14 protein-coding genes are annotated in these 14,963 nt (G+C 47.7%); 7 read left to right on the plus strand and 7 right to left on the minus strand.

Annotated features, from left to right (window positions below):
- Positions 1-196 precede the first annotated feature (196 nt).
- Genes KAI37_RS07750 through KAI37_RS07760 form a run of 3 tightly spaced genes read left to right on the plus strand, consistent with a single transcriptional unit; the run spans position 197 to position 1,475 of the window.
- Entirely contained in the window at positions 197-421 is a 225-nt protein-coding gene (locus KAI37_RS07750; RefSeq protein ID WP_025722540.1) for a spore coat associated protein CotJA, read from the plus strand.
- Between the two features lies 1 nt (position 422).
- A complete protein-coding gene (locus KAI37_RS26630) occupies positions 423-872 on the plus strand; it encodes a spore coat protein CotJB (RefSeq protein WP_275955753.1) in 450 nt (149 codons plus the stop codon).
- A gap of 33 nt (positions 873-905) precedes the next feature.
- Positions 906-1,475 carry a manganese catalase family protein gene (locus KAI37_RS07760; protein ID WP_013309567.1) on the plus strand — a complete coding sequence of 190 codons (570 nt, stop codon included), beginning with the start codon at positions 906-908 and terminating at the stop codon, positions 1,473-1,475.
- 248 nt (positions 1,476-1,723) lie between these two features.
- On the opposite strand, the gene KAI37_RS07765 is transcribed toward KAI37_RS07760, so the two are convergent.
- Positions 1,724-2,794, minus strand: coding sequence for a glycosyltransferase family 2 protein (locus tag KAI37_RS07765; RefSeq protein WP_071640151.1), 1,071 nt, complete (start codon positions 2,792-2,794; stop codon positions 1,724-1,726).
- 430 nt (positions 2,795-3,224) lie between these two features.
- Here KAI37_RS07765 and KAI37_RS07770 point away from each other — a divergent pair, with 430 nt between their 5' ends.
- From KAI37_RS07770 to KAI37_RS07780, 3 genes are all read left to right on the plus strand, one after another.
- On the plus strand, positions 3,225-6,032 hold the full coding sequence (locus KAI37_RS07770) for a bifunctional glycosyltransferase/class I SAM-dependent methyltransferase (RefSeq protein WP_071640152.1): 2,808 nt from the start codon (positions 3,225-3,227) through the stop codon (positions 6,030-6,032).
- Positions 6,033-6,057: 25 nt separating this feature from the next.
- Positions 6,058-6,720 carry a class I SAM-dependent methyltransferase gene (locus tag KAI37_RS07775; protein WP_071640153.1) on the plus strand — a complete coding sequence of 221 codons (663 nt, stop codon included), beginning with the start codon at positions 6,058-6,060 and terminating at the stop codon, positions 6,718-6,720.
- A gap of 84 nt (positions 6,721-6,804) precedes the next feature.
- On the plus strand, positions 6,805-7,506 hold the full coding sequence (locus tag KAI37_RS07780; RefSeq protein ID WP_013309571.1) for an HAD family hydrolase: 702 nt from the start codon (positions 6,805-6,807) through the stop codon (positions 7,504-7,506).
- A gap of 103 nt (positions 7,507-7,609) precedes the next feature.
- Here KAI37_RS07780 and KAI37_RS07785 read toward each other — a convergent pair whose 3' ends face one another.
- From KAI37_RS07785 to KAI37_RS07810, 6 genes are read right to left on the minus strand one after another with little or no spacing between them, the layout of a single operon-like run.
- The gene (locus KAI37_RS07785) at positions 7,610-8,836 is read right to left on the minus strand and encodes a YheC/YheD family endospore coat-associated protein (protein WP_220031022.1); all 1,227 of its coding nucleotides are present in this window, start codon (positions 8,834-8,836) and stop codon (positions 7,610-7,612) included.
- Positions 8,818-9,333 (minus strand): GNAT family protein, encoded by a 516-nt coding sequence (locus tag KAI37_RS07790; protein ID WP_071640155.1) that lies wholly within the window; start codon positions 9,331-9,333, stop codon positions 8,818-8,820. Before KAI37_RS07790 ends, KAI37_RS07785 begins: the two co-directional genes overlap by 19 nt.
- Before the next feature lie 16 nt (positions 9,334-9,349).
- A complete protein-coding gene (locus KAI37_RS07795; RefSeq protein WP_025722533.1) occupies positions 9,350-10,459 on the minus strand; it encodes a YheC/YheD family endospore coat-associated protein in 1,110 nt (369 codons plus the stop codon).
- A complete protein-coding gene (locus tag KAI37_RS07800; RefSeq protein WP_071640156.1) occupies positions 10,456-11,826 on the minus strand; it encodes a YheC/YheD family endospore coat-associated protein in 1,371 nt (456 codons plus the stop codon). Before KAI37_RS07800 ends, KAI37_RS07795 begins: the two co-directional genes overlap by 4 nt.
- 12 nt (positions 11,827-11,838) lie before the next feature.
- A complete protein-coding gene (locus tag KAI37_RS07805) occupies positions 11,839-12,993 on the minus strand; it encodes a YheC/YheD family endospore coat-associated protein (RefSeq protein WP_220031023.1) in 1,155 nt (384 codons plus the stop codon).
- 43 nt (positions 12,994-13,036) lie between these two features.
- Positions 13,037-14,407, minus strand: coding sequence for a YheC/YheD family endospore coat-associated protein (locus tag KAI37_RS07810; RefSeq protein WP_220031024.1), 1,371 nt, complete (start codon positions 14,405-14,407; stop codon positions 13,037-13,039).
- A gap of 162 nt (positions 14,408-14,569) precedes the next feature.
- Here KAI37_RS07810 and KAI37_RS07815 point away from each other — a divergent pair, with 162 nt between their 5' ends.
- Entirely contained in the window at positions 14,570-14,914 is a 345-nt protein-coding gene (locus KAI37_RS07815; RefSeq protein WP_013309578.1) for a YlbF/YmcA family competence regulator, read from the plus strand.
- Positions 14,915-14,963: the final 49 nt, after the last annotated feature.

A 14,963-nucleotide genomic window follows, 5' to 3' on the forward strand; every position in this document is an offset into this window, starting at 1 on the left:
AGTTATTATAGAGTGCTGAAGAAAGAGCCTTTAAATCCACGTACCGTGGTTTTAAGGCTCTTTTTTGATTAGAAACAGTTCTATAGTTATTTCTTTGAACAATTATTTTTATCTGTGATTTTTTGTTCGAGACTTGGGCGATGCGGCATATGTTGAATAGTAAAGCAGATGGATCAATCAAAGGAGGTCCCGGCCCGTGAAATTTCCACAGCAAGGTGAGTATGCCCCGTTTGTCGGCCCGTTCGATCCGTGTCCACCCGTCCTGTGCAAGACTTATGTGCTTCCGCCAAACTTATTTGTACAATTTCAGCCCCCTGGTCTACCGCAATTCAGTCCAGATGAGGCGCTGACGAAGGGGACGCTATGGCCTCTACTTTACAGCCCTTATGAGCCTATGAGAAACCAGGGGGGAGGCGAATAGAATGGAGAATCCAAAACAGAGTCAGTCCCCAAACCCATTCCAACAGCAAATTCAGCAAGAGAGTGGGTATCAACAGCCGAATCCCTATCAAAGCCCTTATTCAAATCCGTATCCATACCAGAATCAGTATCAGAGCCAAGCTCAGGACTATAGTCAAGCCGGAAACCCAGCCCAAGGCTGCACGCCCCAAACCAAGCCGGGTGATGCCCAGTTTTATGCGTTGCTGGAGAAGCTCCAAGCAGTGGATTTTGTGTTGGTGGAGCTGAATTTGTATCTCAATACACACCCGGATGATTTACAGGCTATCGAACAGTTCAATAAGCTGACGCAGGAAAGAACGGCGATTGCTAACGAGTACCAGATCTTATATGGGCCTTTACAAAATTTTGGCCGTGCCTATTCCAAGTATCCTTGGGAATGGAACCAAACTCCTTGGCCGTGGCAGGTCTAGGTAGGTACAACCTTTTATAAAGGAGGAACATGAATGTGGGTATATGAGAAAAAACTGCAATATCCCGTACGTGTCAGCAAATGTGATCCTCATATGGCCAAACTGCTTATGGAGCAGTATGGTGGAGCGGATGGCGAGCTGGCGGCGGCTTTGCGGTATCTGAATCAGCGGTATACGATTCCGGATAAGGTTATCGGCGTACTTAATGATATAGGTACGGAAGAATTTGCGCACCTCGAAATGATTGCGACTATGATTTACAAGCTGACCAAGGATGCGAGTGTAGAGCAAATGAAGGCAGCCGGGCTGGGGGAATATTATGCGGCGCATGATCATGCGCTGTATTACCAGAGCGCAGGCGGAGTTCCTTTTACAGCGACCTATTTTCAAGCCAAGGGTGATCCAATTGCGGATTTGTATGAGGATATTGCGGCAGAAGAAAAGGCGAGAGCTACATATCAGTGGCTGATTGATTTAACAGATGATGTGGATTTGCAGGATAGTCTGAAGTTTCTGCGTGAACGCGAAATAATCCATTCGCTCCGTTTCCATGAGTCTGTGGAAATTTTGAAGGGGGAAAGAGACCGGAAGAAAGTGTTCTGAGAAAATGATACACAAGGTCTCTTGGTGAGCTTAAGCTTGCAGGAGACTTTTTCTTTTGAAGTCATCTAAGCTATGAAATGGTCGTTCCCAAGAAGTAGCAATGGGCATTTTGTATATAAGCGGGGGCAAAAATAAAAGCCCCCAAAATTGCAGGCTGTCAGCCCGGGTATCGTGCCGAGCACATATCGGCATGATGACTAAAAGGCCGCCTACACTAAACGATCTTCCCCGGCGCGTCTTTCTCATCCCTATTGCTTCAGTTGTGCAAAATATTGCTCGTTATATAACACGCTTGGATGGGTAGGATGGTGCAACTTTGCTATGCGATGATGCGATTTTGCCTTTTCGATGTCACCGATTCGGTCGTAACACAGGCATAATTGCAAGTGTGGAAACCAGGTATAGTACGACGAATTGGTTAAGGCCATCACATCTTGTGGAGGCTCTATCAGCGTCGCCTGGCGAAACCAGTAAATGGCTAGAGCGTACCGTTCGTCTTCAATCAACAAATTGCCAAAGACACAGCAGAACTGGGCGCGTGGTACATCAAGGTTAAGTGTGCGAAGCAGAGCCATACGCTGTTCCTGTTTTTGACCCTGGTGAGCGTAGCAATCCGCTAGCTTAAAGCAAGCAGCAATCCGATCTTCAATCCATCCGAGATCTAGCCCCAGATAGTGTTTGTACTGCTGGATGGCTTCTAGTATGCGTCCGTTATCATAAAGTTCATTAGCGAAGTAGTAGTGATCTCGTTCAGAAAATGTGGTGCCTTGCTCCCGATGCTTGAGATAGATATGCAAATTACGATCAGTGTAAGCACGTGTCTTTTTATGAGTCACCGCCATATTACTGTGAAAGGTACTGCCTGTCACATTCAGGAATTCGTGAACAAATCCGATCCATCTGAATTTACGGTCACGTCGCACCATTCGGTTTCTTTTGAGCTTATGCAGCGGCTGCCCCTGTTCATCTACAGATAGCACATAATCCATCGTAATGCTGTCATACGAGACGGTGGCTTGTTTTTTCCAGTCGAGAAAAGCCAGTCGGTCTTGCTCTTCTAAGATGTCGTCGGCATCCAGCCAAAATTGATATTCCTGTGTTGCCTGATCAAACGCATAATTGCGGGCTGCGGAAAAATCATCACACCATTCAAAAGGGTATATCCGAGCGTTGAACGATGCAGCTACCTCTTGGGTACTGTCGGTAGAGCCAGTATCAACGATAATGATTTCATCTACCAGGTCATGGACTGATTTCAGACAGGTATGAAGTGCTTCTTCTTCATTTTTGACAATCATACATAAGCTGACAGTTACCATGCTCTTTGTCCCTCCCAAAAAACTTGATATAATCTCCATTTTATGTAGGATAGCTTGCTCATTATGTAGTAATTCCGATGGAGCTTTTAGAGGATGTGTAATGATCATAAATTCAAACTTGCTCTAATAAATTAGAAAATCAAAGTCTGATATGAAGGGGGAGGAGATTGTGCGAAATTCAATTTATCAAGTGCGACCGGGAAATAAATTTGATGGCTAAATGTAGTTGGAAAACAGAAAAAAGAAAAAAGGCAGTTAACTGGATGTTAAGATTGTATTTTTGTTTTGATGTCGTTTTCATTGATATTTCCAGGTGTAAGTCCATTCATACTACGCTCACTCCCATATCGCTTGGTCGCAATTAAGGTATGCCTTAGGACATGGAGGGAGAACGGTTTATGAGGCTTCTGCCTGATGGAGGCGTTGAATCATGCGTATACTAATCGGTAGCCCGGTGCACCAGAAACCGGAAATATTGTCTTTATTTCTTCAAGCTTTGGAGCGACTGGAGGCACCTGACGTGCTGCCCGATTATTTATTTGTCGATGATAATGACAATCCGACTTCAAGCCAATGGCTTGCCGATTTTTCCAATCGGCTGCCGGGCAGGGTTTTGCCCTTGTTGACAGGCTCACAGCAAGTGGAGAATCGAAGTGATGAGCACACTCATTATTGGCCGCCTGCCCTCGTCTGGAAAGTGGCTGATTTTAAAAATCGCCTTATTGATTATGCACTTCAGCATAATTATGACGCGCTGTTTTTGGTCGATTCAGACCTCATTCTCCATTCCCGTACCTTATGTAAACTGGTAGAGGCGGAGAAGGATATTGTATCTGAGATTTTCTGGACACGCTGGCAGCCGGAGGGGCCTCTATTGCCTCAGGTGTGGGTTAGTGATGAATATAATTTGTTCCATCGTGAAGAAGGCGAAGTGTTGTCGGCAGAGGAGCGAGCGCAACGCGAGTTGCATTTCATACACCAATTGCACGTTCCTGGTTTGTATGAGGTGGGTGGTCTAGGCGCTTGCACCCTAATCCGCAGACGTGCACTGGAAGCAGGAATTCACTTTGGTAAAATCAAAAACGTTTCCTATTGGGGAGAAGATCGACATTTCTGTATTCGGGCAGCTGCATTTGGATTTCCACTTTTTGTGGATACACACTATCCGGCGATGCATCTGTACCGGGAAGCGGACAGAATAAAGGCAGAGCAGCTACTATTCACCCTAAAGTATTTTACAACGAGTGCTGTTCATACGGACCATTCAGAACATTTAGCATATCTGGGTCACTCCGATACTTCTACAAACTCTCCTGCCTTCAATCGTTCTGCATCATCAAGTCCCTCTAAGTTCCCTGAACCTCCTGTTATACCGTATGATCTCCGTGAGTCAGCTGTCTTTGCCAAGTACACTGCGGATTCTTCTGTTGCATCACAAACGTTTTCTGGTCCACGACAAAGTGAACTTCATACGCCGCCTGTCTCCAAACCCAAATTGACGCTGACCATGACGGTATACAATGAGGCAGATCGCAAGCTCATTGACGTGCTGCGGAGTCATCGGGAATATATTGATGAAGCGGTCATTATTGATGATGGCAGTCAGGATGATAGCGGAGAGTTGTGCCGTGAGATCCTAAAGGGAATCCCGTTGCGTTTAATACGCAATGAAACAGCTTCTTTTACCAATGAATTAGAGCTGCGAAAACAGCAGTGGAGAGAGACGTTGGCTTCCTCTCCCGAATGGATATTAAACATGGACGCTGACGAAATGTTCGAATCCCGTTTTGCTCAAGGGGTACATTCGTTGTTAGCGGGAACGAAAGCGGATACGATTTGTTTCAGGTTGTTTGATATGTGGAATTCCACGCATTATCGCGATGATGATTATTGGCAGGCTCATCAGTATTACCGTCCTTTTTTAATTCGATATAAGGAAGGGTTTTCTTATAAATGGAAGGAGCAGTCCTTGCACTGTGGGAGATTTCCCGAAAATGTGCTTGACCTACCCAGTGAAATCAGCAACTACCGTATCCAGCATTGGGGATGGTGTACACCTGCTATTCGCATGGCCAAATTTCAGCGATACCAGTTGCTTGATCCAAGTGCTCGTTATGGCTGGAAAGAGCAATATGAATCTATTTTGGACCCGAACCCCCGACTCACGCTTTGGGTAGATCAGGACAACATAAATGCAGAAAAAGAAACTGCACCAGAGTATGAAGCTGCCGATGATGTGAACGCCATGGATGTTGCTGAGATTGCGAGTGTCCAGGTTATTAATAATTCCGACCTACAAATAAAAAGTGAAACAAAGGACTTACTTTATAGTAAATGCAAACTGTGTGGCTCATCTGACACGGCAGTATTTCATAGCTATGAACGCTTTACCTTGATGGGATGCGGCTCCTGCGGATTGGTTTTTCGTAATGATGTGGATCATATACAGCCAGAGGATATGATTGCAAAAATTTATAATGCCGAATGGGTTGCTATGCGGGATAGTGCAGCAGCTTCAACTTATGGAGATCATGCCCTTTTTGGACTTATGCTGCTGGATATGTTCAGTACCAGTAAAGGAAAATTGCTTGAGATTGGATCAGGTACCGGAGAATTTATTCATGCTGCCCTTCAAGCCGGCTGGGATGCAGTGGGCATTGAACCTTCCATAGACTCGCGTGCTTACGCCAAATACAAATATGACGTGGATTTATTGCCGGGTTACTGGGACGATGAAGCCGAAGAAGATACTCAAACCGAAGAAGCACATGAAATACAGGAATTGAATGAAGAACAAGAAGCAGAAGAAGATACTGACTTATCACTGGATCACAAATACGAGGCCGTAGCATGCTGGCATGTGCTGGAGCATATTGCGGACCCTGTTACATTTTTGACAGATTTACGTGAACAGCTTCAACCTGACGGGACGTTGTATATTACGGTGCCTAACAAAAACTCGTTCACCAATGAGGCTTATGGTGTTTATTCGCCTTTATTTACGGAGGAAGATCATTTGTATCATTATTCTGAGCATACGCTTGCGCTCTTACTGGCAAAGTCTGGCTTGCGCCCGGTGGCTTTGTTCACCCGCCAGCTTCCCTCTGGTTTGGATGCCTTGCTGCAAGCCCATCCTTTGTACGGTGAGCTTACCCTTACGGAGCAAATGGGATTGTTAGCCAAACTTCAAGGCGAGAAACGGGGTCATGAACTGTGCTGTGTCGCAAGAGTAATTTAATCATCCCTAAAAGGAGGCAGTATCCATGAACATGTCTGACCCGTATCTGTCTCGCTTTTTTGTATATTCTGATCCCAGCTCCTCCAGCATGATTTACAGACTCCCCCAAAGCTGGTGGAGTCGCCCCTATGAGTATGAGTGGTGTCTTCAATTTATGTCTGGGCAAGATACAGTGCTGGACGCAGCATGTGGAATCCCACATCCATTCAAATTTGAGTTGGCCCGCCGTTGCGCTCAGGTCTATGCCTGCGATCTGGATATTCGGATCGTTTCCGTGGATGCCATTTTGGCCGAGGTGCGGCGGGATATCGGAGAGGAGGCCGCCGAGCGCATTCAGGAGATTTTACCGGTTCGGCTTCACTCCGCACATGCCAATTTGACAGCTCTACCCTATGAGGAGGCCAGTTTTGACAAAATTGTATGTATTTCGGTGCTGGAGCATTTAACACCTGATGAATCTTTGGCAGCCTTACGTGAATTTCACCGGACCTTACGCGATGACGGAATGCTTCTGCTGACGTTTGATTACCCTACAGTGGATCTGTCAGCGATGGAGCAATGGATAGAGCAGGCGGGATTTTCGTATTGGAATGGTGTGGATCTCAAGCTTCCACGGGGGGCTTTACACACGGATATGTGGGGCGGTTTGCATTGTTTCAGGACTGTTTTAAAAAAATATAAGAGTTAGCGGTATGCGCAATGAGGTTTACACGGACCTCTCTTATTGCTTATCATGAGAGGGGTTAGAGTTGTAAACCTACATAGGAAAGGAATGACTGATAACTACATGAACAATGCACCTGTGTTGAAGAAACCTGAGGCTATGGTATTTGATATGGACGGTACACTTTTTCAGACGGAGACGCTATTGCTTCCCGCGTACCACAAGCTGTTTGATACGCTGCGCGCCGAAGGGCTTTATGAAGGAGAGACTCCTCCAGAGGAGCTTATTTTGAATAGTTTGGGCATGCTGCTGGATGAAATCTGGAGAAGAGTGATGCCGGAAGCCAGCGAAGCGGCCCATAGAAGAGCGGACGAGCTGCTGCTTCAGCTGGAACTGGAAGGATTGAAGAACGGAAGTCATGCCTTGTATCCACATGTAAAAGAAACACTCCAGACCCTTCATGAGCAAGGTGTTCGATTGTTCGTAGCAAGTAACGGGCTGGAGGACTATGTAAAGGGGATCGCTGCTGCGTATGAAATGGTTCCCATTTTTGAAGGACTGTACAGTGCTGGGGAGTACAGCACGCTCTCCAAAGTGAATTTGCTGGAAATTCTGTTGAGCAAGCACGATATTTCGAACGTATGGATGGTAGGAGATCGTTCCTCAGATGTGGAAGCAGGCAAAAAGAACGGACAGACGGTGATTGGTTGCGCTTATGCTGGATTTGGTGTGAACGATGAGTTGAAGGGGTCCGATGCGATTATTACAGACTTTACGCAACTGCTTACACTTTATAAAAACGCCGAGTAACTGTGAAACACAGGTAATTGGTTATAAATAGGCTCGACGCACCATATAATTAAAACATGCTGGTACTGTCGGACAGACGAAAAAAGAAAGGAAGGCAGCCACTTTACGTGGAGCCTTCCTTTGTCTTATTCTCTGTCTTATTCTCTGTCTTATTCTCTGTCTTATTTTCTGCTTTATTTTCTGCTTTATCTTCTGTTTTATCTTCTGCTTTGTAGTCCGTCTGAGGCTTAGGATTAATTTGTGTGTGGTAGACCCACAAAGCATATTCCATGGGCTTGGCGATGGAACGGCGATAGGTTTCTTTTTCACCAATACGCGAAAAGACCTCACGGGCTGGCTTCGGGTTGACTTCCAGCACGTATATATGACCGTCCTTATTAATTGCCAAATCGAGCGCAAGCTCGCACAATGCCCCGTAGCTTTCTTCCAGATACGCAGCAATGTCCAGTCCGAGTTTTTCCCCTTGCTTGATGATTTTCTCTCTATGGCTTTCATTACGAATCCATTGCGTCAGCAATTGGCTCATCGGTACCGCCTTGCCTCCACCATGCAGGTTGGAAGTGACACTCCGATGCGCCCCGATTCGCCCGGCACATCCGGTCAGCTCCCATACTCCTTGGCTATTTTTCTGTACCAGCATACGGTAATCATGGACTCTGCCATTCGGTAACTGCACAGGAATGCCTTCCTGAACAATGTAGTTATCCATGTTCCAGCTGCTCAGACGCGGCTCCAGACGGTCTAGACGTACCCGCTGCTGGGGAATAATATGGCGTTTGCGATTGCGGCCCTCAATCAGATACAGGCCTCCTTGCTTGTTAACAGGTTCAATACGTAAAATACCGCGGCCTCCCGTACCGTTAATCGGCTTGAGGTACACTAGTGAATTCTGTTTGAGCATCCGTTTTACACTATGAAATCCACTGAACAGCTCTGTTGCAGGCAAATGGGCGCGAAAGGCAGACCTTCTCGCAAGCTGCTGATGAATGACCCACTTGTTACTCAGCGGTCGGTTTAAATATACAAGGTCTGTGTATTGCAATCGGAACTGCTTCAACTGACGATATCGCTCACTGCGCTGTACCCGGCAACGGTCAAAAATCATATCTGGAAACTCTCGCCATTTTCGGGTCCATTTTCCGCTGTGTGGATCATAGATTTGGGCAAGGAGCAGCCTGCGATCCTTATGGACATCTGCAGGAGTGAATACATACATATCCAGTCCCAGCCTTTTCCCTTCTGCAATCATGCGCTCATATATGTCGCGCTCCTCCAATTGCTTCTTGTTGTTCAAATACAAGGTCATGATGCCTAGGACAGGTTTTGGCACAGCATTCCACCTTCCTCTGCCGTCTGCTTATCTTGGGATAACTCCCCGTGAAATATCAGCGTGGGTTTCCCGGTCGGTCCAGTCGTCATTTCGTGCGCAACAAGTCCAGCGCGGAAACAGGTTTTGAGACTGGACATATTGTCGGCGGCTACGCTGCACGTCAGACGGCGCAGCTGTTTGAGCTGGGCGGACAGCAGTCTAGCGCCCAGTCTGCGGCCCCGGTAAAGCGGACGAACAATTACGATGCAAGCATCCTTCCCGTAATTCAGAGCGAGGGAAAATCCCGCAATCCGCAGCCCCTTCTCCGTGCGCACATATGCGCACAGGAGGGAGGAGCCAGGGGTGTTCAATTGCTCGGGCGTTAAAACTGCCAACTGCCGCAGAGCATTACGAGTAATGCGCATGCCCCCTGAGCTGCGGGCCAAAAACAGCAACTGTCGTCGTCTCAGCAGCCAGCTCCGGGCAGGCAAATGTTGAACATCGCTAATTTGCGGCATGGTTCCACTTCCTTGATCATGATTTCATTCGTCCGGCCAAAAAGGAGCTGTACTGGAATATACGTCTAAGCGACTTTTGGCGGATTTCCGGCTCGTCAAATTTCATCGGTTTGGCATTGGCCTCAAAAAACCAGAGTGTACCGAGCGTATCCACGCCCAAATCCATGGACATTTCGCCATGAGAAAGACCGGATGCACGTTCAATTTGACGTGCAATCTGTATGGCCGTACTTTTAACTTTGTTCAGTAGATCCGTGCTGTCCTCAGGCCCAAACAGCGAGGACAGTAGCTTGAACGGGTCCTCTACACTCCCGCCACGCGGGACATGTGTGGTAATGCTCCCCTTACCCGCCAGTCTGGCACCAACTCCGGTTATACTCCAGGAGCCACGGATATTTTTTTGTACCAGGATACGCAGGTCAAAGGGTTTTTTCTGATAAGTTGCCAGATCGATACCCTGTTGAATGATATAAGGCGAGTTGCCTGCTTCCCGGCGGATACGTCCCCACAGCCGGGATAGCGATACAGATCTGTAGGTTACACTTTTTTTGTCATGCTGAATGGTCAGTCTGTAAGCCATGAGATGGTCTGGGTGGAATTTAAGAATCATAATCCCTTTTCCGGCCTTACCGTTTTCCGGCTTGAGATACAGGTATGGATACGCAGACAGCATTTTTCCTAATGAAGACAGGTTGCTTAACCGTTTGGTTGCCGGAACAAGCTGACGAGTGGTTTCCGAGGTACGCAACCACTTGAACAGTTCCCATTTGTTAAAAAATCCTGGATTGTACAGTTCAATGCCTGAGGCATGTGAAATTTCATCCAACTTTGTGCGCACAGAGGTTTTAAGTTCATAATTACGGTTTGGGATGCGATTATAAATGACCTGTGGAGGTGGGAAATTCTGTTCCTCCCACGTCTGTAAGCTCTTGTTGTAGACATAGCCCTTAACCGTCTCATCTGCTAGTTTCAGGTCCCTGACGGTAACAATGTACACCTGATATCCCATCCGTGTTCCCGTTTCAAGAATATCCCTGAAATTGCGCTGATTGCCCTTGAAAAATTGCCCTTCGTCGTGCACTGTCAATACAGCAACGACTGGCTTATGCTCCGCCCGGGTATTCATAGTTCCTCTTTTCTGCGGAATTTACTGAGGTAAAGACAGTGGTCCAAAATATGCTCCACGGATGCTTTACCCTCCGCACGCAACGATGGATGCTGAAAAATGGATCGGCCTGGCTTGGAGTTGGCTTCAAACATCCATACCTTTTCATCCTGATCAATACCCAGATCAAAGCCGATTTCACCCAGTAGATGCTGGTGGTGGTGTTCAATGGCTTCAGCGAGCGTAACTGCTACGTTCTTGGCACGTTGAAGCACTTCACCCGCCCGGTCTCCGAATACCCGGTTCAACGCCTGTTCAGGTGTCATAAGAGAGCCGCCATTTTTGATATGGGTCGTGACACTGCCACGTCCGGATTTTTTGGCTCCAATGCCGACAACGACCCACTGGTTATTTCCATTTTTATGCATGTGAAACCGGAAATCAATCGGGCAATTGTCAATCTCGATCAGCTGGATGCCCTGTTGGATGACATAACCCTTTAGCATCTGTCCCTGATTGGAGTGAAGCATCCTGAGCATGGAGTTAAAAGAGGTGAATTTTAGCAATACATTGCTATTTTTCTTACGGTACCTCACATAATATCCTTGCTTGGGAACATGGGACAGACGGTAGATTCCTTTACCGAGACTGCCTCCACTTGGCTTGTAATAAGCAAATTGATGTCGCTCCAGCATACTTCGGATACGTTCAGAGCTGGGATTCGTGTATGATTCAGGGACATAGCGGTTAACATCTGGGTTATTCTCCAGCAGATTATAGATATCAGACTTATTGAAAAAGCTCCAGTTAAAGAAGGGAATTCGTTTGCGGGAAAAGCGTTCGCGTAGTTGATTGATCGCCGGGGAAAAATCAGAGCGACGGCTCGGCAAACGGTTATAGATCACGTCCGGCAAAGGTACAAGTTTACGTGTGAATTCCCCGTTGGATGACAGAAAATAGCCGTTAATCGTATCATTTTGCCAGTTGATATCCCGTGGGGTGAAGGCAAAAATATAAGATTTTTTGCTACCTTCCTTCAGCAGTTGCTTAATAAAGCCTGTGCGTGATCCGAAAGGGCGAGTGGTGGAGGTGGTACCGTCAGACAGCACGCCAATCAACGGCCCTAGCTGTATATCACCATCCAGATTTCGCAAATAGATGGACCCGCTTTTGGGAACACGGATTGCGTTACGTAAGCCGGAGGTCAAGTATAAATGGCGTCCCGCCTTCTGAATTGGTTTTACTGTAGCGGGGATCTGATCCTTACCGAGCCGCAGACGAACGGACTTGGCTCCGGATAATTTAAGGCTTTTCAACAAGGCAGTGGATATATACGCCACCTTGTCGGGCTGCTGTGAGAAATGCACATTACAATGCGTTAAACTCATCTGTTTATCCTCCTATACCGTATGTTCAAGGGAGGCGTCCGCGCCCTTTGGCCCTGTCGCTTTGGAATGGGTCATTAAATATCGAGCATATTCGAGCGGGCGGTTGACCGACTGGAAAGCGCACTCGGGCTGACGGGTCTGAAAAAAGGAGGCCCGCCCAGGTCGGGAATTAACCTCCAATAGCCAGATGTTCCCGCTCCGGTCAATACCGTAATCAATTCCCAACTCGCCAAGGCGGCCATAACGTTCCTCCAGCGCCCTGGTAATGGTCAAGGACAGCGCCATCATCTGCCCGATGATGAGACGCGTGGTGTCCGCGCCAAATTGTTCACGAAGGTAAGGCTCAGCCGGATGGGCTTCGCCCCCACCATGCAGATTAGAAGTCAGGGTTCCTTTCCTGCCTTCTCTTACGGCAAAGCCCGTCAGGCACCAATAGCCGTTGCCATCCTTTTGCATGAGTGCACGAACATCAAAGGGATGATTGCTCTGGCTTGTTAATTTCAAATAAGGCTGCACGATATAAGCGCGTTTATGTGCAATTCCGTGGATCCATGACAATCCTGCATCCAATTCGGAAAACAAGCGCCGGAACGGGCGGTTACGGGAGTCTCTACCCTGTACAAGTAGTCCCTGGCCTCCTTCTGCCAGCCGGAGATACAGTGTGCTCTTGCCATGTGTTCCGGTCTGTGGCTTCATAAACAGCTCCGAATGGCGTCGTAGCCATTCCACAAGCTGAGTCGTGTCCCGGTAAGGCGCCGTAGGCGGCACAAAGGGACGCACTTTATCTACCGCATGTAAAGCGCGATACACCTGCCATTTGCCAGGCAAGTTACGCGACCAGTAGATGAGCTTGCGCGATTTTTGCTCCGCCATGTCTTCCAGTGTGCGCCTGACATTCTGGCTCTCGTGGATATGGAGACAGCGGTTATACACAATGTCCGGCAACGGAAAGCGACCGGATGTCCATACTCCGTTACGATAAACATAACCTCGTATGGAGTGATCTTCAGGTGAGACTCCTTCGGCGGTAAACGCCATTACGCTAAGACCAGAGCGCCTGCCCAACAGACTTAGCCTGCGGCAAAAATCGGCTTCGGTAATAGGGGGAGTGACGGCCTGATTCCGGCTAACAAGCACGCCCAGCGTACCTGGCACAACAAGAGACACCGACAACAGCTCCTTTGGCAGCCAGACTCTGGAAGAGATGAATTCATTTGAAGCCGGCTGAATAACAGCAGTATTCAATCATTTTTTTAACGGACGGGCGAGTTTTCTGATCATTTAACGGCGTGTTGTCATTCTTTGATGGCTTCGAATTGACCTCCAGCAACCAGATGCGCCCCGTGCTGTCTATTGCCAGATCAATACCAAATTCCGCGAAATGGGCCGGAATTGCTTTTTCCACTCCGCTTGCGATATCCAGTGCTGCTGTTTTCAGAGAGGTATGCCCATTCGATTTAACGGTTGCGGGCAGCGTGGTTTTGGCAAGTGCTTCCTTGACTGTGCTCAGCGTGCCGCCTCTTGCCAGATTGGACACAAAGTGGCTTCCTCCAGCGATCCGGGCGACAATGGATGTTACGGTCCAGGTTCCGGACGAATTTTTCTGTACAAGCGCACGAAAGTCGACCGGACGCTTACCGTGATCAATCAAGGTAAGTCCCTGTTGGAGTTGAAAGCGTGTTGTTTTCATTTTTCCCGCTAAGCTTTTGTACAGCTTATCTACGTTGGCATACGTTTGCTTGCGGGGCGTACCCGCTGTTGTGGATAGCACCGAAAAGGTGCCATCGGTTTGCTTGTTAATGCGCATTATGCCTTTACCCAAGCTTCCGCGCACTGGCTTGAGAAAAACAGCGGGATACTGGTTGCACATTTTTTTGAAAACAGCAAAGGTTTGCAGCAAGTGGGATTCGGGTAAATACTTGCGCAGGGAAGAATTTGATTTAAGCGCATCAAAAACTTCATTCTTATCCAGAAACTTTTCGTTAAAGATGGTCGTGCTGTACTGCGATTTTACTTCTTTCATGAAATGCTGTACGCTAGTTCTGTTCTCGAGTTTACGGGAGGTAAGACGGTTATTGACGACATCGCCGGCGGGCATGACCGTCTTTTTCCAGCCTCCGTCATACACCCATCCCTGAACTCGCCCGGGCTGACTTCCGATATGCTCCGGGGTGAAAAAATACACATATGCTCCTTGTCTGCGGCATTCCCCGACTAGTTCACGGCAGAACAGGGTGATCGACCCGAAAGGCTTGTCGGGCTGTTCGGGATAGTCCCGACTGACCAGCACGCTAATAAGTGGGCCCACTCGAAGTGTCCGGCGACCTCGGCTGTAGGTTACTCGCAGATCACAATTGGCATGAAGCCCCATTTTTCGGGCTAGCACGCTTCCCACACGTAGGCCGCTGTAGCGGGGCACCGATATGACGGTAACCTCTTGGCGGAACGAACCGAAGGCGAGCTGAACGGGGTGGCCAGCGGATATTTTCCATTTGCGAAGCAGGGACTCGCCGACCATGAGTACGTCATCCTGCAAGATGCCCGATCCGATGATTTGAATCGTTGTTTTTTTGATGGACATCGTGGATCTCCTTCCGGGCAGCAACTTGATGTCTTGAAAGTAACGGGAAACGTGAATGGGCTGTAATAGCACTGATTCATCATATGAGGACATATATCCCTTGGTGATTGACGGACAATGTGAAATGTTGACACTAAACTTGTATTGGAGGAATAAACAATCATGAACATCTATGACAAAGCCCATGATTTAGCGAAAGCATTGAAGGAAAGCAAAGAGGTAGAGGAAATTACGTCAGCGATGAAGCTGATCGAAACCGATCCAGAAGCCAAGAAAATGCTCGACGATTTCCGTGAACGCCAAATGGAAGTACAGCAACGGATGATGAGCGGCGATATGCCAGCACAGGAAGAGATGGAAAAGATGGAGAAGTTGTTTGAGGTACTTAGCTTGAACCTCAACATCCGTCGCCTGTTCGACGCTGAACGCCGCCTGAGCGTGATTATTGAGGACGTTAACAAAATTATTGCAGACAGTCTTCAAGATTTGTACGGTTCATCTCTGTAAGTTTGTCTCATATTCCTTCCTGTCCTCTCATAGACTAGATACATAGAGT

It is taken from the genome of Paenibacillus sp. S25, assembly GCF_019454085.1.
GTDB lineage: Bacteria > Bacillota > Bacilli > Paenibacillales > Paenibacillaceae > Paenibacillus > Paenibacillus polymyxa_B.

Coding starts and splice junctions, on each gene's coding strand:
- KAI37_RS26630 (WP_275955753.1), top strand. CDS start 423: ATGGAGAATCCAAAACAGAGTCAGTCCCCAAACCCATTCCAACAGCAA.
- KAI37_RS07760 (WP_013309567.1), top strand. CDS start 906: ATGTGGGTATATGAGAAAAAACTGCAATATCCCGTACGTGTCAGCAAA.
- KAI37_RS07765 (WP_071640151.1), bottom strand. CDS start 2,794: ATGGTAACTGTCAGCTTATGTATGATTGTCAAAAATGAAGAAGAAGCA.
- KAI37_RS07770 (WP_071640152.1), top strand. CDS start 3,225: ATGCGTATACTAATCGGTAGCCCGGTGCACCAGAAACCGGAAATATTG.
- KAI37_RS07775 (WP_071640153.1), top strand. CDS start 6,058: ATGAACATGTCTGACCCGTATCTGTCTCGCTTTTTTGTATATTCTGAT.
- KAI37_RS07780 (WP_013309571.1), top strand. CDS start 6,805: ATGACTGATAACTACATGAACAATGCACCTGTGTTGAAGAAACCTGAG.
- KAI37_RS07790 (WP_071640155.1), bottom strand. CDS start 9,333: ATGCCGCAAATTAGCGATGTTCAACATTTGCCTGCCCGGAGCTGGCTG.
- KAI37_RS07795 (WP_025722533.1), bottom strand. CDS start 10,459: ATGAATACCCGGGCGGAGCATAAGCCAGTCGTTGCTGTATTGACAGTG.
- KAI37_RS07800 (WP_071640156.1), bottom strand. CDS start 11,826: ATGAGTTTAACGCATTGTAATGTGCATTTCTCACAGCAGCCCGACAAG.
- KAI37_RS07810 (WP_220031024.1), bottom strand. CDS start 14,407: ATGTCCATCAAAAAAACAACGATTCAAATCATCGGATCGGGCATCTTG.
- KAI37_RS07815 (WP_013309578.1), top strand. CDS start 14,570: ATGAACATCTATGACAAAGCCCATGATTTAGCGAAAGCATTGAAGGAA.